At 66.5% G+C, this 18,154-nt stretch carries 16 protein-coding genes; 7 read left to right on the forward strand and 9 right to left on the reverse strand.

The genetic code is table 11. The features are described from left to right. Positions 1-228 precede the first annotated feature (228 nt). Both Q8R75_RS02445 and Q8R75_RS02450 read left to right on the forward strand, forming a co-directional pair. The gene (locus tag Q8R75_RS02445) at positions 229-1,395 is read left to right on the forward strand and encodes a phosphoserine transaminase (RefSeq protein WP_305615250.1); all 1,167 of its coding nucleotides are present in this window, start codon (positions 229-231) and stop codon (positions 1,393-1,395) included. Continuing rightward, positions 1,392-2,069 carry an HAD-IB family phosphatase gene (locus Q8R75_RS02450; protein ID WP_305615252.1) on the forward strand — a complete coding sequence of 226 codons (678 nt, stop codon included), beginning with the start codon at positions 1,392-1,394 and terminating at the stop codon, positions 2,067-2,069. Before Q8R75_RS02445 ends, Q8R75_RS02450 begins: the two co-directional genes overlap by 4 nt. 3 nt (positions 2,070-2,072) lie before the next feature. Here the strand turns inward: Q8R75_RS02450 and Q8R75_RS02455 are convergent, their stop codons facing one another. Next, positions 2,073-2,525, reverse strand: a complete 453-nt coding sequence (locus Q8R75_RS02455) for a hypothetical protein (protein ID WP_305615254.1) — start codon at positions 2,523-2,525, stop codon at positions 2,073-2,075. Positions 2,526-2,728: 203 nt separating this feature from the next. On the opposite strand from Q8R75_RS02455, the gene Q8R75_RS02460 reads away from it, so the two are divergent. Then, positions 2,729-3,280 (forward strand): hypothetical protein, encoded by a 552-nt coding sequence (locus Q8R75_RS02460; protein WP_305615256.1) that lies wholly within the window; start codon positions 2,729-2,731, stop codon positions 3,278-3,280. 16 nt (positions 3,281-3,296) lie between these two features. On the opposite strand, the gene Q8R75_RS02465 is transcribed toward Q8R75_RS02460, so the two are convergent. Next, positions 3,297-7,232 carry an FAD/FMN-binding oxidoreductase gene (locus Q8R75_RS02465; RefSeq protein ID WP_305615258.1) on the reverse strand — a complete coding sequence of 1,312 codons (3,936 nt, stop codon included), beginning with the start codon at positions 7,230-7,232 and terminating at the stop codon, positions 3,297-3,299. A 164-nt stretch (positions 7,233-7,396) separates the two neighbouring features. Here Q8R75_RS02465 and Q8R75_RS02470 point away from each other — a divergent pair, with 164 nt between their 5' ends. Then, positions 7,397-8,473, forward strand: coding sequence for a metal-dependent hydrolase (locus Q8R75_RS02470; protein WP_305615260.1), 1,077 nt, complete (start codon positions 7,397-7,399; stop codon positions 8,471-8,473). Between the two features lie 62 nt (positions 8,474-8,535). Here the strand turns inward: Q8R75_RS02470 and Q8R75_RS02475 are convergent, their stop codons facing one another. Then, positions 8,536-11,001: a TonB-dependent siderophore receptor gene (locus Q8R75_RS02475; RefSeq protein WP_305615262.1), complete on the reverse strand. Its 2,466-nt coding sequence runs from the start codon at positions 10,999-11,001 to the stop codon at positions 8,536-8,538. Positions 11,002-11,050: 49 nt separating this feature from the next. Here Q8R75_RS02475 and Q8R75_RS02480 point away from each other — a divergent pair, with 49 nt between their 5' ends. The 3 genes from Q8R75_RS02480 to Q8R75_RS02490 are packed head-to-tail and all read left to right on the forward strand — an operon-like array spanning position 11,051 to position 13,391. Next, positions 11,051-11,317 carry a FeoA family protein gene (locus Q8R75_RS02480; RefSeq protein ID WP_305615264.1) on the forward strand — a complete coding sequence of 89 codons (267 nt, stop codon included), beginning with the start codon at positions 11,051-11,053 and terminating at the stop codon, positions 11,315-11,317. Further along, positions 11,317-13,185 carry a ferrous iron transporter B gene (locus Q8R75_RS02485; RefSeq protein WP_305626143.1) on the forward strand — a complete coding sequence of 623 codons (1,869 nt, stop codon included), beginning with the start codon at positions 11,317-11,319 and terminating at the stop codon, positions 13,183-13,185. The genes Q8R75_RS02480 and Q8R75_RS02485 overlap by 1 nt, the downstream gene beginning before the upstream one ends. After that, positions 13,182-13,391: a hypothetical protein gene (locus Q8R75_RS02490; protein ID WP_305613796.1), complete on the forward strand. Its 210-nt coding sequence runs from the start codon at positions 13,182-13,184 to the stop codon at positions 13,389-13,391. Before Q8R75_RS02485 ends, Q8R75_RS02490 begins: the two co-directional genes overlap by 4 nt. A 14-nt stretch (positions 13,392-13,405) precedes the next feature. Here the strand turns inward: Q8R75_RS02490 and Q8R75_RS02495 are convergent, their stop codons facing one another. From Q8R75_RS02495 to Q8R75_RS02520, 6 genes are all read right to left on the reverse strand, one after another. Continuing rightward, positions 13,406-14,194, reverse strand: a complete 789-nt coding sequence (locus Q8R75_RS02495; RefSeq protein ID WP_305613795.1) for a heme ABC transporter ATP-binding protein — start codon at positions 14,192-14,194, stop codon at positions 13,406-13,408. A 1-nt stretch (position 14,195) separates the two neighbouring features. Beyond that, a complete protein-coding gene (locus Q8R75_RS02500) occupies positions 14,196-15,245 on the reverse strand; it encodes an iron ABC transporter permease (protein ID WP_305613794.1) in 1,050 nt (349 codons plus the stop codon). Next, the gene (locus Q8R75_RS02505) at positions 15,242-16,081 is read right to left on the reverse strand and encodes an ABC transporter substrate-binding protein (RefSeq protein ID WP_305613793.1); all 840 of its coding nucleotides are present in this window, start codon (positions 16,079-16,081) and stop codon (positions 15,242-15,244) included. The genes Q8R75_RS02500 and Q8R75_RS02505 overlap by 4 nt, the downstream gene beginning before the upstream one ends. Next, the gene (locus Q8R75_RS02510; RefSeq protein WP_305613792.1) at positions 16,078-17,142 is read right to left on the reverse strand and encodes a ChuX/HutX family heme-like substrate-binding protein; all 1,065 of its coding nucleotides are present in this window, start codon (positions 17,140-17,142) and stop codon (positions 16,078-16,080) included. The genes Q8R75_RS02505 and Q8R75_RS02510 overlap by 4 nt, the downstream gene beginning before the upstream one ends. A gap of 35 nt (positions 17,143-17,177) precedes the next feature. Further along, the gene (locus Q8R75_RS02515) at positions 17,178-17,825 is read right to left on the reverse strand and encodes a PEP-CTERM sorting domain-containing protein (protein ID WP_305613791.1); all 648 of its coding nucleotides are present in this window, start codon (positions 17,823-17,825) and stop codon (positions 17,178-17,180) included. 120 nt (positions 17,826-17,945) lie between these two features. After that, a complete protein-coding gene (locus Q8R75_RS02520) occupies positions 17,946-18,149 on the reverse strand; it encodes a hypothetical protein (RefSeq protein ID WP_069040101.1) in 204 nt (67 codons plus the stop codon). Positions 18,150-18,154 lie beyond the last annotated feature (5 nt).

The following is an 18,154-nucleotide window of genomic DNA, read 5'->3' on the forward strand; positions in this document are numbered from 1 at the left end:
GCCAACTATTGTTACAACGGGCCTTCCGTTCAGGGTGCAGGCGCAGTTGTCCGGCGCGGCAGCGCATGCTCGCACAACACCTTCGAGCACTGGCCTTGCCCGTTCGGCGTTGCAGCGACGCTGCCGCTATACTTCGCCGCGATTTATGCGTACCCGGCGCATTCAGGCGCCGGGCAGGCCGGAATGTCCGCGCCAATTCACCGTTCAACATCGAGTGACCGTGACACCATGACTGCCGAGAAGCCCCTGATCCGCCCGTTGCGGCCCTCGTTTTCCTCCGGGCCTTGCGTGAAGCGTCCTGGCTGGACACTGGCGGCGCTGGGCGATGCGTTCATCGGGCGTTCGCACCGCGCACCGCACGGCCTCGCCAAACTTAAAGAAGTCATCGACCTCAGCCGCGCGGTGCTCGGCGTGCCGGACGACTACCGGATCGCCATCGTGCCCGGTTCGGATACCGGCGCGGTCGAAATGGCTTTGTGGTCGCTGCTCGGCGATCGCATAGTCGATTGTCTGGCGTGGGAAACCTTCGGCCAGAGCTGGGTGACGGACGTCGACAGCGTGTTGAAACTGGCCGGCGCCCGTACGTTTGTCGCACCGTTCGGCAGCCTGCCCGACCTGAACGCCGTCAGCTGGGATCACGATGTCGTGTTCACGTGGAATGGCACGAGCGGTGGCGTGCGCGTACCCGATGGCGACTGGATTGCCGACGACCGCAGCGGCCTGTCGATCTGCGACGCCACGTCGGCCGCCTTTGCGATGGAGCTGCCGTGGCCGAAGCTCGACGTGACAACGTGGTCGTGGCAGAAGGTGCTGGGTGGCGAAGCCGCGCACGGCATGATCGTGCTCAGCCCGCGCGCAGTCGAGCGACTTGAACGTCACGCGCCGTCGTGGCCGGTGCCCAAGCTGTTCCGCATGACCAACAAGGCGGGCCTGATCGAAGACCTGTTTGCCGGCAGCACGATCAATACGCCGTCGATGCTGTGTGTCGAAGATCAGATCGATGCGCTGCGCTGGGCGGCGTCCGTCGGCGGTCTGCCGGGTCTGATTGCGCGCAGCATGGCCAGCTTCGACGTGCTGGCGCGCTGGATCGATGGCAGTCACTGGGCGGCTTTCCTTGCCGAGGATCCGGTGACCCGCTCGAATACCTCGGTCTGCATGAAGATTGTTGATCCTTGGTTCACCATGCAGCCGCCAGCCACGCAGTGGGCGCGGGTGCGCCGCATGTGCGCGCTGCTCGAACAGGAAGAGGCCGCCTTCGACGTTGCGGCCTACCGCGATGCGCCACCGGGCTTCCGCATCTGGTGCGGCGCCACGGTCGACGCTGCGGATGTCGCCGCCCTGACGCCCTGGCTGGACTGGGCCTATGAAACCGTGAAGCAGGAATCCTCCGAATGAACCGCGCCATCCTGTTCGACTGTGACAGCACGCTGTCGACGATAGAAGGCATCGACGTGCTGGCCGAGCAGGCCGGTGTGGTCGATCAGGTCGTGCCGCTGACCACCGCGGCGATGGACGGCCGACTGAAGCTCGAAGACGCCTACGCGGCGCGGCTGGACCTGATCCGGCCGGACGCTGCGGCCATCGAGGCGCTCGGCCAGCGCTACATCGATACGCGGGTGGAGGGGGCGTGCAAGGCGGTGGCCGCACTTCGTGCGTTGGGCTGGCAGGTGCATGTGGTCAGTGGTGGCATCCGTCAGGCGGTGCTGGCGCTGGCGCGCCACCTTGGCGTGCCGGATGAGCGGGTGCATGCGGTCGACCTGCAGTTCGACGACGCCGGTGCATACGCCGGTTTCGATCGCTCATCGCCGCTGGCGCGCAGCGGCGGCAAGGCCGATGTGTGCCGGGCGGTGCTGGGCGAGGTAGACAGCGTCGTCATGGTGGGTGACGGCATCACCGATCTGGAAGCTGGCGACGCCGGCGCGACGGTGATCGGCTTCGGCGGTGTCGTGCGACGCGACATCGTGGCGCGCCGCGCGCATCACTTCATCGAGCGTGCCGACCTGCGGGAAGTCGTGAAGCTGGTCGCCACGCCGGAAGAATTCGACCGCGTCGACCTGCTGCTGCGCTGACCGTCAGCGCGCTACGCCGGTGCGGCGCAGCGGTCCGAAGCAGTGTTTAAGCTCCGGCGCCACGCACACGACGTGCTGGTCACCTTCCGGGTTGAATTTTACGTACACGGTGTAAAGCTTGTTCGTGTCGTCTTCCTTCGAGCCGGCACAGTCGGTGCCGCCGTGGTCCTTCAGGATGGTCGCCTCCAGCTTGTAGAAGCCCGTGTCCGAACCTTTCGGATCGAACACATAGGCCATTTCGCTGCGCTCTTCGCCGCTCTGCACCGAACCGCTGCCATCGACGCGGTACTCGTAGGTTTCGCTGCACTGCGCCGGATCGGTCCAGCTCCATGCGCCGGTGAGCTGCGGCACGGGCGATGCGGCGCGCTCGGCATCGGCCGGGACGGCCTGCGCGGTCTGTGCGGCAAACAGGCTCAGGGACAGCAGACAGGCGCACTTCAGGGAAGGTGAGGGCATGGCGGACTCCGTGCGGGGGCGTAAGGGTGATCGGCTGGATGACGCATTGTCGCCATCGCTGCGTTTTCCGACACGGGCGCCGTGCCCGAGTTCTTCCGGAACGGAACGATTTCGCGCGGCGATGTCGAAATGCCCGGATATCTTTCCAGACATTGCGCTGATTGCCCGGACCGGGCGCCCAACGCGCCTCGAAGGACTTTGACATGGTCGACAGCGCAATCATTGCCCACCTGTTCAGCGTGGCGGCAGCCCTGTCGGGTTACCCGGCGATAGCCGAACCGGATCGACCGCTGCTGAGGCTGATGACGCCCGCGGCTCTGGTCGAAGAAGTTTGCCCGGATGCGCCGTCGGACTGCGAAGAGCTGGTTGCGCTGTACGACCGCGAACGCCATCAGGTGCTGATGCGCTCGGATCTCGACCTGCAGGACGCGGCCGACAACTCCTTCCTGGTGCACGAGTTTGTCCATGTGCTCGAAGCGCGCCTCAAGGGGGCAGCTTATCAGCAGGACTGCATGGCCACGCTGCGTTCCGAGCGTGAAGCCTACCGCGTGCAGAACATCTATCTGGACCGCGAGGGGCGCCCGGAACGGCATGGCGGCATGCTTGCCCACCGTGTGTGTGCGGCGGATCAGCCGGGCGGCAGCGGCACCATGAAGCTCGAAATGGCACCCGCCGGCCCGCGTGATGAACAGGCGCTCGAAGCCTTCATGCAGGACCTGAGCCGGCGCGACGCGTCACCGGCGCAGCGCCGGTGACGGTCGACCGGCGGCGTCACAGCAGTACGCGCTCGATGCCGCCGTTGTTGGCCTGCTCGATGTAGCGTTCGGCCCAGTCGCCACCGAGCAGGTGGCGCGCCATTTCGACCACGATGTAATCGGCCTGCGTCGCGCTGTCGTTGTCGTAGCGTGACAGGCCCTGCAGGCAGGACGGACACGACGTCAGCACTTTCACTTCGCCGGTGTAGCCGTCGGCGCGCAGCGCGCCCGCACCCTTGCGCATTTCTTCTTCCTTGCGGAAGCGCACCTGGGTGGAAATGTCCGGCCGGCTGACGGCCAGCGTGCCGCTCTCGCCGCAGCAGCGCTCGTTCAGCGCGACCTTGGAACCGTCCGCCGTGCCGATCAGCTGATTGACCACCTTGAGCGGCGCGTGGGTCTTCATCGGCGTGTGGCAGGGGTCGTGATACATATAGCGCACGCCTTCGACGCCCTCGAGCTTGATGCCCTTTTCCATCAGGTACTCGTGGATGTCGAGCAGCCGGCAGCCGGGGAAGATCTTGTCGAATTCGTACTTCTGCAGCTGGTCCATGCAGGTGCCGCAGGACACGATGACCGTCTTGATGTCGAGGTAATTCAGCGTGTTGGCCACGCGGTGGAACAGCACTCGGTTCGACGTGCTGATCTGCTGGCCCTTTTCGGCTTCGCCGCCGGCCGTCTGCGGGTAACCGCAGCACAGATAGCCTGGCGGCAGCACGGTCTGCGCACCGACGTGGTACAGCATGGCCTGCGTGGCCAGACCAACCTGCGAAAACAGCCGTTCCGAACCGCAGCCCGGGAAGTAGAACACCGCTTCCTGCTCTTCCGACGCGCGCTTCGGATTGCGGATGACCGGCACGATGGCGGCATCCTCGATGTCGAGCAGCGCGCGCGAAGTGCGTTTCGGCAACTTGCCCGGCATCGGCTTGTTGATGAAGTGGATCACCTGCGCCTTGATGGGCGGTCGGCCGAGCGTCGGCGGCGGGTTCTTCGTCTGCCGGTCGATCAGGCCGAGTGCCTTGCCAACCGCATGGCCGAGCCGCTGTGCCTTGTAGCCCACGCCCATCATCGCCACGCGCAGCGCCTTGATGGTGGCCGGGTCGGTCGCATTCAGGAAGGCCATCGACGCCGCCGTACCCGGATTGAACTTGCGCTTGCCCTGCTTGCGCAAGGCGTTGCGCATGGCGATCGACACGTCGCCGAAATCGATGTCGACCGGACAGGGGTTGGCGCACTTGTGGCACACCGTGCAATGGTCGGCGACGTCGCTGAATTCGTCGAAGTGGCGCAGCGACACGCCGCGCCGCGTCTGTTCTTCGTACAGGAAGGCCTCGATCAGCAGCGACGTGGCGAGGATCTTGTTGCGAGGTGAGTAGAGCAGATTGGCGCGCGGCACATGGGTCGAACAGACCGGCTTGCACTTGCCGCAACGCAGGCAGTCCTTGATCGACGTGGCGATCTGGCCGACGTCGCTCATTTCCATGATCAGCGATTCGGTGCCGAGCAGCGAGAATGACGGCGTGTAGGCGCGCGCGAGATCGCCACCGGGCAGCAGCTTGCCGGCGTTGAAATGGCCGTCCGGATCGACCCGCCGCTTGTAATCGATGAAAGGAGCGAGTTCTTCGTCGGTCAGGAATTCCAGCTTGGTGATGCCGATGCCGTGCTCGCCCGAAATGACACCGCCGAGCGAACGCGCCAGCGCCATGATGCGGGCGACCGCCGCATTGGCTTCCTGCAGCATGTCGTAGTTGTCGGAATTCACCGGGATGTTGGTGTGAACGTTTCCGTCGCCCGCATGCATGTGCAGCGCGACAAACACCCGGCTGCGCAGCACCGCCTTCTGCTCGGCCTCGATGCGCTCGAGGGTGGGCCGGTACATCGCGCCGTCGAAAATCTCTTCCAGCAGCGGCTTGAGTTCGCGCTTCCACGACACGCGCACCGAGTAGTCCTGCAGCCGGTGGAACAGCGTCGGCGAGGCGGCGCGGTTCACCAGCGGACCGACTTCGACACCGAGCGAGCGGGCGACTGCCTCGGCCCGCTCCAGCGGCATGTCGAGGTTGTCGCGCAGCCACTGCCAGCGACCGCGTACCGCGGCCACCTGCTGCAGCGCCTGCGTGCGGCGGTCGCCGAGCAGCTGGTCGGCGTCGATGTTGGCGTCGCCGGCGTGCAGCGGCAGCTCGCCGCGCAGCAGCGTCACCAGCGCATCGCACAAGCGCAGCTTGCTGGCGATCGACAGTTCGATGTTGATGTGTTCGATGCCGTCGCAGTAGTCGCCCATGCGCGGCAGCGGAATCACCACGTCTTCGTTGATCTTGAACGCGTTGGTGTGGCGCGCGATGGCTGCGGTGCGTGCGCGGTCGAGCCAGAAGGTCTTGCGCGACTCGGCAGACACCGCGATGAAGCCTTCGGCGCCGCGCTGGTTGCACAGGCGTACGACGTCCGATGCGGCGGCCATCACCGTCGTTTCGTCGTCGCCGACGATGTCGCCGATCAGCACCATCTTCGGCCGGCCGTGGCGGCGCGCCTTGGTGGCGTAGCCGACCGCGCGCACATAGCGCTCGTCCAGGTGTTCCAGGCCGGCGAGCAGCACGCGCGCGTTTCCGGCCTTGGGCAGGGCGTCGAGGTAATCCTTGATTTCGACGATGGCCGGCACCGCCTCGCGCACCTGACCGAAGAACTCGAGACAGACGGTGCGGGTGACCGGTGGGAGCTTGTGCAGTATCCAGCGCGCGCTCGTGATCAGACCGTCGCAACCTTCCTTCTGCACGCCGGGCAGGCCGGACAGGAACTTGTCGGTGACGTCTTTGCCCAGACCTTCCTTGCGAAAACGCGCGCCTGGCACTTCAAGCGTTTCGGCGTCGCCGCGCGGCGTCCTGCCATCGGCCTCGAAGTGCTGGATGGAAAAGCGCACCAGCGCCGCATCGTGGATCTTGCCGAGGTTGTGGTCGAGCCGGGTCACTTCGAGCGGAAAGCCGTCGGCATCGACCATGCGCCAGCTCGCCAGATTGTCGAGCGCTGTGCCCCACAACACGGCCTTCTTGCCACCGGCATTGGTCGCGATGTTGCCGCCGATGCACGAGGCGTCGGCTGACGTCGGATCACAGGCGAACACCAGTCCGGCGTGCTCCGCCGCATCCATCACTCGCCGCGTCACCACGCCGGCACCGGTGCGGATGGAGGCGTAGGGCGTTGCCAGACCGGGCAACACGGTCGATTCAACCGGCCCGATGTCGATCAGTTTTTCGGTGTTGATGACGGCCGACGTCGCGGTCAGCGGCACGGCGCTGCCCGTGTAGCCGGTGCCGCCGCCGCGCGGGATGATGGTCAGCCCGAGTTCGATGCAGCCGCGTACCAGCGGTGCGATTTCATCCTCGGTATCCGGGTACAGCACGACCATCGGGTATTCGACCCGCCAGTCGGTGGCGTCGGTCACGTGCGACACGCGCGCCAGGCCGTCGAAGGCGATGTTCGTTTCGCGCGTGTGGCGGCCGAGCACCTTGACGATGCGCCGGCGCATCGCGCGCACGGTGGCGAAGTGGGCAGCGAAGGCGTCTACCGCTGCGCGCGCGCCGAGCAGCAACTCGCCGACCTTGCGGTCGCGTTCCAGCGCTGCCGCATCACCGCTGCGCTGGCGGCGCTGCTCGATTTCGCCCAGTCGATGGTGCATCGCACCGACCAGCGCGGCCTGCCGCTTCGGATTGTCGAGCAGGTCGTCTTCGAGGTAGGGATTGCGCTGCACGACCCAGATGTCGCCCAGGACTTCGTACAACATGCGCGCCGAGCGGCCGGTCAGACGTTCGCCGCGCAGGCTGGCGAGTATGTCCCACAGCGGCGCACCGAGCAGCCGGATCACGATTTCGCGATCGGACAGCGACGTGTAGTTGTACGGTATTTCGCGCAGTCGGGTAGGTTCGCGCGAAACTTGCAAATCGATGAGCGCGGTAGCGGATTCCATCAACAAGCCGTGTAGAGGTTCGGGGACGCATTATACGTCCGTCGGTTGTGCACTGCGCCAGACTGGAAACGATATGCGCCGATAACCGTCCACCGGCAGTCCGCATTCCCGCCCGCACCGGACTTTCGCCGGTTCGCCGCTTCACTTCAACTTCAGGATGTTTCTTGGATACCCTTACTCACGCCCTGTCCGGCGCACTGCTCGGACGCCTGATCGCCCGCCCCCCGGACCCCGCAAAACCGGGGCCGGAACCTTGGCAGATGGTGGTCGCCGGCGCAGCGGCCGCGACCTTTCCCGATCTCGATTTCGTGCTCGGCTATGTGTCGGAGCTGACCTATCTGCGCGGCCACCGCGGCGTGACGCATTCCTTTGTGCTGCTGCCGCTGTGGGGGCTGCTGATCGCCTGGCTGCTGGCGCGGGTGCCGAAAATGCGCGCGCAAGGCGTCGACTGGCGTTCCTTTTATGTCGTGGTGTGTGCCGGCATCGGCATCCACATCCTCGGCGACCTGATCACGCAGTTCGGCACGATGATCCTGGCGCCCTTCTCGGATCGTCGCTTCGGCTGGGGCACCACCTTCATCATCGATCTGCCGCTGACCGGGCTGCTGATTGCAGGTCTGGCAGCGAGCGCACTGTGGCGACGTCGCCGCGCTCCGGCCGCAATCGGGCTGGTGGCGGTGTGCGCGTGGGTCGGCGTCGGCGCAGTCGGAAAGTCGGAAGCCATCGATGCCGCGCGGCACCATGCGGTGGAGCAGGGCATCGTCGCGGTCGCGGTTGACGCGATTCCCCGCCCGGCTTCGCCTTTCAACTGGACCGCAGTGATCGACGACGGCGAGCGCTTCCATACCGCACACATCAACACGCGGCGAACGGGAATCCTGGAGGCCGGGCCGGACGACAACCTGATCCGTCGCTTCTCGTCGCATTACCGGCCGGTGGCGATGGCGCAGTGGCAGGTGCGCGAGCGCTTTGGCAATGGCGACTACGGCGCCGTGCAGGAACAGGTGCGCGCCGTCTGGTCGGCGCCGGACTTCGCAGTATTCCGCTGGTTCGCGATGTTTCCGGTGCTCGACAGCGTCGGCGGCGCAGCGGGTGGCGCCTGCATCAGCTTTCGCGACCTGCGCTTCGAAACCCCGGGGCGCGACAACCTGCCGTTCCGCTATGGATTGTGCGAGAGCGGCTCCGGATGGGCGCTGGTCGAACGGACGATGGCGGGCTGGCGCACGTTGTCCGGTCGTTGAACGAAAAAAAGCCGGGCCGGCAGTCGAAAGACCACCGGCCCGGCCTTCACTGGGCCGACAGCTCAGTACCTCACCGCCACCGTCAGCTGGACGGCGCGTTCGGTGCCTGGAACCACCATGCTGCCGTTTTCGTAGATGCCATCGTAGTAACGCTTGTCGAACAAGTTGAGGACGTTCAGACGTACATCGTAGTTCCGCTGTTCGTAAGCCAGCATCAGGTCAGTGCGCACATAGCTTGGTGCCATGGCGATAGCCTGGTTGGTGCCGCCGGTGCTGTAGGCAAGGCGATTGCCCTTGGCTTCAATGCCACCACCAATGCGCCAGGATGGAGCAAGGCGATAGGTGGTCCACAAATTGCCTGTGTAGCGTGGCGTGTTACGTGGGCGCAACCCTACGATGTTCGGGTTATTGGCAGCAAACACTTCGTCGATTTCGGCCCGCATCAGCGCGATACCGCCGAACACATCCCACTTCGAAGTAATACGGCCTGCTGCCTCGAACTCGAGTCCGTCAGTGTGGCGTTCCTTCGACAGGACTGAAGTGTTCGCCTGCTCGAGATCCGTATTGCGCTCGTTGAACTTGGTTGCGCGGTAAGCCGCGGTGCGCAGCGACAGCGCCCCGTCCAGCAATTCCCACTTCGAGCCCAGCTCCACCGTGCGGCTGCGTTCGGCATCGTAGCGCGTGCCGTTATTGAGTTGGTACAGGTCAGCAGTCGGGTTGAACGAGTCGCTCCACGCGAAGTAATAGGTCGAGGTGTCGTTCGGCTGGAAAAGCAGGCCGCTTCGATAGCTCCATTCGTTGTACTTCAAGCGGAACTCAGGATTGGTCGCCGTGTAGTAATCGGCGTCCATGCGGTCGTGGCGCAGACCGAGCAGAAGCTTCCAGTGCGGCATGAATTCGATCTGGTCCTGCGCATACACGCCGAGCGAGTCGCCTTCGTAGCCGGCCCGGTTGGTACGGGTGCGGTTGCCATAGTTCGCCGGAAGGGCGGGGTCCGGGTTGGCATTGCCCACGGTGGTGGCAGGCGCAGCAGCGGCGACGTAGTTCCAGCGGTCTTGCTTCTCGTTCAGGAGTTCAATGCCCATCAGCAGTTCATGCTTCATCCCTGCGGCCTGGAACTTTGTGGTCAGATCGCTCTGCAGTGTAACGGTCTGCTCATGCGCGCCGCGCGCATGGGTTCGGCGGGTGACCGCAGTGGCATCCGAGACATTCGTCGTGTTGACGCTGCCGCCCAATGTGGGCTGTGTGGCCCAAAGCGCACGCTTGTAGTCAGCCACGCGCAGCACCGTGCGTATTTCAGTGTCCTGCGAGAAACGATGGGTCCACATACCGGTGCTGATATTGGTGTCGTTACGTTCGTAATCGGACGGCGTGCCATAGAAGCGGCTGACCGGCACATCGAGCGGACGGCGCGTGACTTGCGGGCGGGTTACCGTACCTGCACGGCTGATGAAGGGGACACCGAAGTCAGGAACGTCATCAGTCGAGAGATAAAGATGGCCGATCGAAAATTCATTCGCCGTACCGATGCCCCAGCGCAAGGTGGGTGCGATACCTTCGCGCTTGGTTTCAACTCCGTTGCGCGAGCTTTCGGCGTCGGTTTTCATCGCGCTGATCCGCAGTGCGGCGTTTTCGCCGACGACCTTGTTCACATCCGCGGTGACCCGGCCGTAATCGTAGCTGCCGACGGTGGCCGACACTTCGGTGCGATCGACCAGACCCGGCTGCTTGCTGACGCGGTTGATGACGCCACCGGCCTGACCGCGACCGAACAGCATGGCGGCAGATCCGCGCAGCACGTCGATCTGCTCGACGTGGAACACCTCGCGGTTGTACTGGGCGACGTCGCGGATGCCGTCCATATACAGGTCGCCGAACGAATAGAAGCCACGCAGCATGATGTTGTCGCCGATGCGCCCGCCTTCGCCCGAATTGAACGTGAGGCCGGCGACGTGACGCAGCGCGTTCTTCATCGTGTCGGAGTTGCTGTCCAGCATGAGCTGTTCGGTGACGGTGGTGATCGCCTGCGGGATGTCCTTGGACAGCTGATTCGTCCTGGCTGAACGGACGATGCCCGACTGGTAGCCGTTGTTCGGTGAATTCGCGCGTTCGCGCGCGTCGATCACCTTGACTTCAGGCAGTACGGGCGTCGTGCCGGCGGGCGGCGTCTGTTGCGCCTGGGCGGGATTGCCGGTCGACAGCGCCATCAGCATGGCGGCCGCCAGCGACAGCGGCTGCTGTGGGGGAGTGCGGGTCATCTGAGTCAGTCCTGGAGTGAAGTTGTCGGGACTGGCTTGCAGAGAGGCTGGCTCGTCCGCGGTCTGTCCGGTGAGAACACCGGCAGCGACGCGAGGCGGACTATAATCGAGAATGATTCTTGTTAAAATTAGTGCTGTAATCATCTGATGCGTGAACGCAACTCGGGCCGACCTGCGGCGGATGGGTAGCCGCGCCTCACCCGGCTCGTTCGCTTGCGCGATTTGTGCGGCAGCCCTGCGGTCGCGCGAGAATGGCGCGCTTCGCCGCACACTTCACAACCTGCGCCTTGCCTCTGCTACCGGATCACGGACACCTTGAATGACCCTGCCTGACAATGAAATGCGGCTGAGCGATGCGGAAACCGGCGCACCCATGGTGGTGATCGGTCTCGATGACCGTGCCGGACTGCCGGATCTGCAGATGCGCCTGCGCGAGCTGGGCTTCATGGAGGGTGAAGCGGTGTGCGTACTGCGTCGCGGGCAGCCCGGCGGCGAGCCGCTGGCGGTGCGTATCGGCGTGTCGACCTTTGCACTGCGCCGCATCGAGGCGGCCTGTGTGCGCGTCGCTGCCAGGCCAGTCAAGTGATGACCGCAATACCCATCGAAAGCCGCCGCCTCGCACCGCCGATGCTGGCGCTGGTGGGCAATCCGAATTGCGGCAAGACGGCGCTGTTCAATCTGCTGACGGGCAGTCACCAGAAGGTGGCCAATTACGCCGGTGTCACGGTCGAGCGCAAGGAAGGCTGGCTGCGCACGCCGGCCGGCACACGCCTGGCCGTGCTCGATCTGCCCGGTACCTACAGCCTGGCGCCGAATTCGCCCGACGAACAGGTGACCTGCGACGTGCTCGCCGGCCGGCTGCCAGGTGAGCGTCGCCCCGATCTGGTGCTGGCGGTGGTCGATGCGACCCAGCTGGCGCGCCAGCTGCGACTGGTGCTGGGCCTGAAGCGGCTCGGTCTGCCGCTGGTCGTCGTGCTCAACATGGCCGACCTCGCGCGAGCGCGCGGCGTCGACATCGACGTCGAGGCGCTGGCGCACGCGCTTGGCGTCCCGGTCGTATCGACCGTCGCGGTACGCGGCGGCGGTGCCGATGCGCTGTTCGGATTGCTGGATGCGGCACTGCCTCCGGTGCCGCCTGCAGAATCGGCCGGCAGCATGGTCGATGACCACCGGCAGGTGAAGCACATCCTCGCGACGCTGGGCCTCGATCGCCTGCCAGCGCATGCGTTCACCGACCGTGCCGACCGCGTGCTGCTGCATCCACTGGCCGGTCCGCTGCTGCTGTTCGCGCTGCTGTTCCTGATTTTCCAGGCGGTGTTCGCGTGGGCAGAGGCGCCGATGGGCTGGATCGAAGCGGCGACGGCGCTGCTCGGCGATGCGGTGGGCCGGATATTGCCGGACGGTCTGCTGCGCAGCCTGCTGACCGACGGCCTGATCGCAGGTCTGGGCGGCGTGCTGGTGTTCCTGCCGCAGATCGTCATCCTGTTCTTCTTCATCCTGCTGCTCGAAGAGTCCGGCTACCTGCCGCGTGCCGCCTTCCTGCTCGACCGGCTGATGGGCGGCGTCGGGCTGTCCGGGCGCGCCTTCATCCCGCTGCTGTCGAGCTTTGCCTGCGCGATTCCCGGCATCATGGCCACGCGCACCATCCAGAATCCGCGCGACCGCTGGGTGACCATCATGATTGCGCCGCTGATGACCTGTTCCGCCCGGCTGCCCGTTTACGCGCTGCTGATCGGCGCCTTCATTCCGGCGCGCCGCGTGGCCGGCGGACTGGAACTGCAGGGGCTGGTGCTGTTCGCGCTCTATCTCGCCGGCATCGTGTCGGCGGTGGCAGTGGCCTGGCTGCTCAAGCGGCTGGGCTCGAAAGGCCGCCAGCACACGCTGCTGATGGAATTGCCGGACTACCACTGGCCGTCGTTGCGCAATCTGGCGATCGGCCTGTGGCAGCGCGTGCTCATTTTCCTGCGGCGGGTCGGCGGCATCATTCTCGCGCTCACCGTGCTGCTGTGGTTTCTGGCCAGCTTCCCGGCCGCGCCCGCTGATTTCGCAGGCGCGCCGATCGAATACAGCTTCGCCGGCCGGCTCGGGCATTTCCTGCTGCCACTGTTCGAGCCCATCGGTTTCAACTGGCAGATCGCGGTGGCGCTGGTACCCGGCATGGCGGCGCGTGAGGTCGCGGTGAGCGCACTCGGCACGGTGTATGCGTTGTCGGCCACGGCCGACGATACCGCGCAGGCGCTGGTACCGTTGATCGTTGCCGGCTGGAGTCTGCCGACCGCGCTGTCGCTGCTCGCCTGGTATGTGTTCGCGCCGCAGTGCCTGTCGACACTCGCCACGGTACGGCGCGAAACCGGCGGCTGGAGCGCGCCGCTCTTGATGGCCGGCTATCTGTTCGCGCTGGCGTATGCAGCGTCGTTCGTCACCTACCGCATTGCGCTGGCCTGCTGCACATGATCCTTTCCGTTACCGATCTGCTGGCACTGGTCATCGTCGGCCTGGCCGCATGGAAGGTGATGCGCGTCGCCCGGGCGCGGCTGCGTCCGCCTGGCGTGTCGGGAAGCAATCCGGGAAGCAAGTCGGATGCAGACGCGGGCAAGGATGGAAGCGATGATGGCTGCAGCGATTGCCGCCAGTGCGCCGGGCGCGCGTCGCGCCGCTGAGCGCGCGCCGTGCCTCAGGCGGCCGGCTCGGCCATCAGCAGCGGGCGCGACGTGTGCGGGTCGATCCAGACGCGGCAATCCAGTCCGAAGGCATCGGCCAGCGCGGCCGATTGCAGCACTTCGAACGGCGCACCGTCGGCCCGGATTCGGCCGTCGGCCAGCAGCACCAGCCGGTCGGCATAGCGGGCCGCAAGATTGAGGTCGTGCACGATGGCCAGCACGCCGGTCATGCGGCTGTGTGCGCGATCGCGCGCGCAGGCCAGCACGCGGTGCTGCCAGGCGATGTCGAGGGCGGCGACCGGTTCATCGAGCAGCAGGAAGTGCGCGCCGGGTGTGCCGCGCCAGATCTGTGCCAGCGCGCGCGCCAGATGCACGCGCGCCTGTTCGCCGCCGGACAGCGTGCTGCACAGCCGATCGGCCATCGCTTCGCAGCCGGTCAGCGCCATGGCGGCGCGCGCGATGGCGCGGTCGTCGGCGCCCGGTCGCCCGCCGTGATGCGGAAATCGGCCGAGGGCGACCACCTGCTGCGCGGTGTAGTCGAGATCGCTGCGCTGGTGCTGGGCGTGCACCGCGCGCAGCGTGGCCAGTTCGGCCGCCGGAATGTGGCGCAACGGCCGGCCGTTGCACGACACGGCATCGCAGGCGGCGTCGATGTCGCCGGACAGCGCGCGCAGCAGTGTGGTCTTGCCAGCGCCATTCGGGCCGATCAGCGCCAGCATTTCGCCGGGTCGCACGTCGATCGACACGTCGTCGATCAGTCTGCGCTGACCGGCCATGACAGTGAGGTGGCGGGCGCTCAGCATGTCAGTGTTCCTGCGCGGCGCGCCGGCGCAGCAGCAGCATGAAAAAGGGCGCGCCGAACAGCGCGGTCAAGACGCCGATCGGCAGCTCAGCCGGACTGACCCAGGTGCGTGCCGCACTGTCGGCCAGCACGACCAGCAAGGCGCCGGCCAGCGCACTGGCCGGCAGCAGCATGTGGTGCGACGGCCCGGCCAGACGGCGCGCCAGATGGGGCGCAATCAGGCCGATGAAACCGATGGTGCCGGTCAGCGCAGTGGTGGCGCCGACCGACAGTGCGATCAACACCACACAGGCGCGATTCAGCGTGCCGACCGCCACGCCCAGGTGCGCCGCCTGGGCTTCGCCCAGCGCCAGCGCATCGAGTGGCCCGGCCTTGCGAAGCAGCAGCGCGAGTGCCACGCCGACTGCGACGGCGGCGGCGATGACGCCCGGCCAGGTGGCGCCGGCCAGGCTGCCCAGCGTCCAGAACGTGAATTGTCGAACCTGGGCGTCGCTGCCCATGAACAGCAGCAGGCCGATGCCCGACATGGCGAGCGCGTTGATGGCGATGCCCGACAGCAGCATCAGCGTGACCGAACTGCGGCCATTGCGGCGCGAGGCGGCATAGACCAGCGCCGTGGTCAGCGCCGCGCCAGCGAAGGCGGTCAGCGGCAGCAACGCACTGGCGGCCCAGCCCCCCGTGCTCATGGCGCGCTCGCCAAGGATGACGACGGCGGCTGCGGCCAGTGCAGCGCCACTGCTGACGCCGACCAGACCGGGGTCGGCGAGCGGGTTGCGCATCAGGCCCTGCATGGCGGCACCGGCGATGCCCATGCCGGCGCCGGCGATTACGCCGAGCAGCACGCGCGGCAGACGTAGCGTCCAGATCACCAGATCGGCGTCCGACCCGACCTGCTGCCCGAGCAGTGCGCTGACGACGGTCGCCGCCGGCAGGTCCACCGCACCACTGCCCAGCGCATGGACGACGGCGCCGATCAGCGCGACCGCCAGCAGCCAGAGCGTCATGCCGGCGGGCGGGCCGATGCGCGGCAACTCGACACTGCGCAGGTTCATGGCGTGCGCATCCGCTGCGCCAGATCGAGCACCGCAGCCGGCAGACGTGGCCCGAAACCGAGCAGACGCAGCGCATCCAGTGTCACCAGCCGGCCGGCTCGCGCCGCGGGCAGGGCGGCCAGACCGGGTCGGGCGAGGAAGGCGTTGCGTCCACCGGCGGTGGCGATCGCTTCGTCGGTCGTGACGATGAGGTCGGGGGCCGCCGCCAGGGCCGCTTCCAGCGTCAGCGGGCGGTAGCCGTTGAAGCGGCCGGCCATGACATTGACCGCACCTGCATAGTCGATCATGGCTGCGGCGGCCGTGCCGTCGCCGGCGACCATCGGGCTGGCACCACCATGATCGAGAATGAACAGCGCACGCGGGCGCCCCGGCAAGGCCGCGACCCGTTGCCGCGCCGCCGCCCAGTCGGCGTCGAAGCGCTCGGCCAGCGTGCGGCCGGCGTCGTCCAGCGCGAGCGAGGCCGCGATGGCGCGGATGGTGCGACCGACCTGATCGGCACGGTGGCCGGCGTCGAGCTGCAGCACGCGCACGCCGGCGCCCTGCAGCTGGGTCAGCGCAACCGGCGGACCGGCGTCGGCGGTGGCGATCAGCAGCGTCGGGCGCATCGACAACACGCCTTCGGCCGCCAGCGCACGCTGGTAGCCGACCCGGGGCAGTGCCTGCGCCGCCGCGGGAAAGGTGCTGGTGGTGTCGGTCGCGACCACGCGGGCACCGGCGCCGAGCGCGTAGACGATTTCGGTCACCGCACCGCCGACCGTGACCAGACGCTGTGCGCTGTCGGCCAGCGCCGGGCCGCACAAAGCGGCCACAACACTCAGCAGGGCGAGACGCTTCATGCGGCGACAGTGTCGGACGACTGGCAGACCTGACCCACCAGCGCACGCCAGTCCTCGCGTTCCGGCTTGCCCGGTTTGCGTTCGCCGAAGAACAGCGCAATCGTTTCGCCACTGGCGTCGAGCAATTCGACCGAAGTGACGATGCCATCTGCCGTCGGCTTGCGCACCAGCCAGGTTTCCGCCACCAGATCGTGCCGCAAGTGCAGGTTGAATCCGGGGTCGAGCACGTTCAGCCAGTCGCCCATGACTTCGATGCGATGCACCGGCCCGGTATGTATCTGGATCATGCCCGGGTTGCCGACGAAGCACATGATGGATACCGACTGCGCCGCCGCCTGTTCCAGCAGCGGGCGCGACAGCGCGTTGTCCAGCCGTTCGGCATGGCCGTCCGGTGCCAGCTGCATGGCCTGTCGGCGCGACACCTTGTGACGGCGCAGCAGCGGGAAGAAGTCGTGCGTGTCCTGCATGGCCAGCCAGTCGCGACGGAAGGCGTCGGCGTCGATGTCGGCCAGGGGCGTTTCCGCTTCCGGCGCTGCGTTGCGCAGTTCGACCTGTTCACCTGCCTGCTGGTCGTCAGCCGTGTAGGTCGCCACCAGTGCGTGCCAGGCGTCGAGCTTCGTGCCGGCGCGCGAGAACACCTTGTGCACGGCGTCGCCGTGGCGGTCGTAGAACTGGAAGCTGAGCGAGGTGCCGCGCGGCGTTTCGTCGGTCACGGCATAACCATGCGTCCATTGACCGTAGAAGATGCGCAGGTCGATCACGCTGCCCAGTGCCAGCCCGACATGGGCGTTGCCTGACATCTGTTCGAAGCTGCCGGTCTTTTCATGCACGGCGGATTCATTGCGGGTCAGCACCATGACTTCGCCCAGTTGCGGCATGCGCTGGAACAGGGCATCGAACGGACCGTGCAGGCGTATGGCATCGCGACCGACGCCGCAGGCAATGGCTTCCCCTTCGCTGACGCCCAGTGCTGCCGCGGCGTCGCGGTTGCGCAGGCGCCGTTCGGCTTTCAGGGCGTGGAAGGTGTGGTAAAGGCTTTCGGGATCGGCAGTGCGGGTCATGGAAATCTCCGGTTCGGGGTGGGCGGGGCGGCGCGTCAGGCGCGGCGGCGGGCGAGGGTGCCAAGCAGGCCGAGGCCGGCCAGCAGCGACAGCCAGGTGGCGGGTTCGGGCACCGGTGCGGCGAGCACGGCCAGCTGGTCGAGGCTCAGGTGGGCCGCCGGGCTGGCGAAGGCGAATTGCAGGGCGAGCGGATCGGTCACCGTCCAGCGCCACCAGGCTTCTTCCTCGCTGCCACCGAAGCCGCCCAGCGTGGCGCTGAACGACACCACCTTGCTGGCTGCAACGCCATTGAGCGTTGCGATGTCGTTGGCCGCAGTGCCCTGGGTGGCGATGCGCAGCCACACGTCGTACGTGCCCGCGGCCGGGGCGGCGAGATCGACGATGAAGTTCGCAGCGCCGCCACTGCTGTACAGGTTGCCGCTGCCGGTCAGGAAGGATCCGGCAGCCGGATTGGTCTGGCTCAGCGAGCCGCTGCCGGCGATGTCGGGGGTAGCGTCAACGCTGATGTTGTCGAATACATTCCATTCGGCATAAACGTCGGCGCTGGCCCAGGGCGTGGCGGAGGTGGCACCGTTGCCGTCAAAACCGGCCAGTGGGGTATCCCAGACCGCTCCGGCGGCGAACACGGAAGAAGAAGACAGCACGCACAGCGCGCCGGTCGAGCACAGACGACGGAAAGACATGATGGGCCTCGTTCAGAGCCATGCATCCCTTCCCCGCGAAGGCGACTGCTCAGGTGTTGTTTCGGATGATGTGAGTCCGCGGCCCCGCGCCGCCGGACTGTGCTGCACGAACGGTTCCGTTCAGCCGGCGGCGAAATCGATCACGTAGCGGTACTGCTTGCCGCAATCGATGATCACTTCCTTCTGCCCGCGTTTGAGCAGGCGCACTTCCACGCTGAGCGACCCGAATCCGTCATGCCGTATCAGCTCGTCGAGCAGGCCGGCAAGTCGGGATTTCAGGGCGTCTGAAGATGAAGCGTTCAGACCTGACGTGGCGTCGTGCATGGTGA

This window comes from Methyloversatilis sp. (genome assembly GCF_030696805.1).
Taxonomy (GTDB): Bacteria; Pseudomonadota; Gammaproteobacteria; order Burkholderiales; family Rhodocyclaceae; genus Methyloversatilis.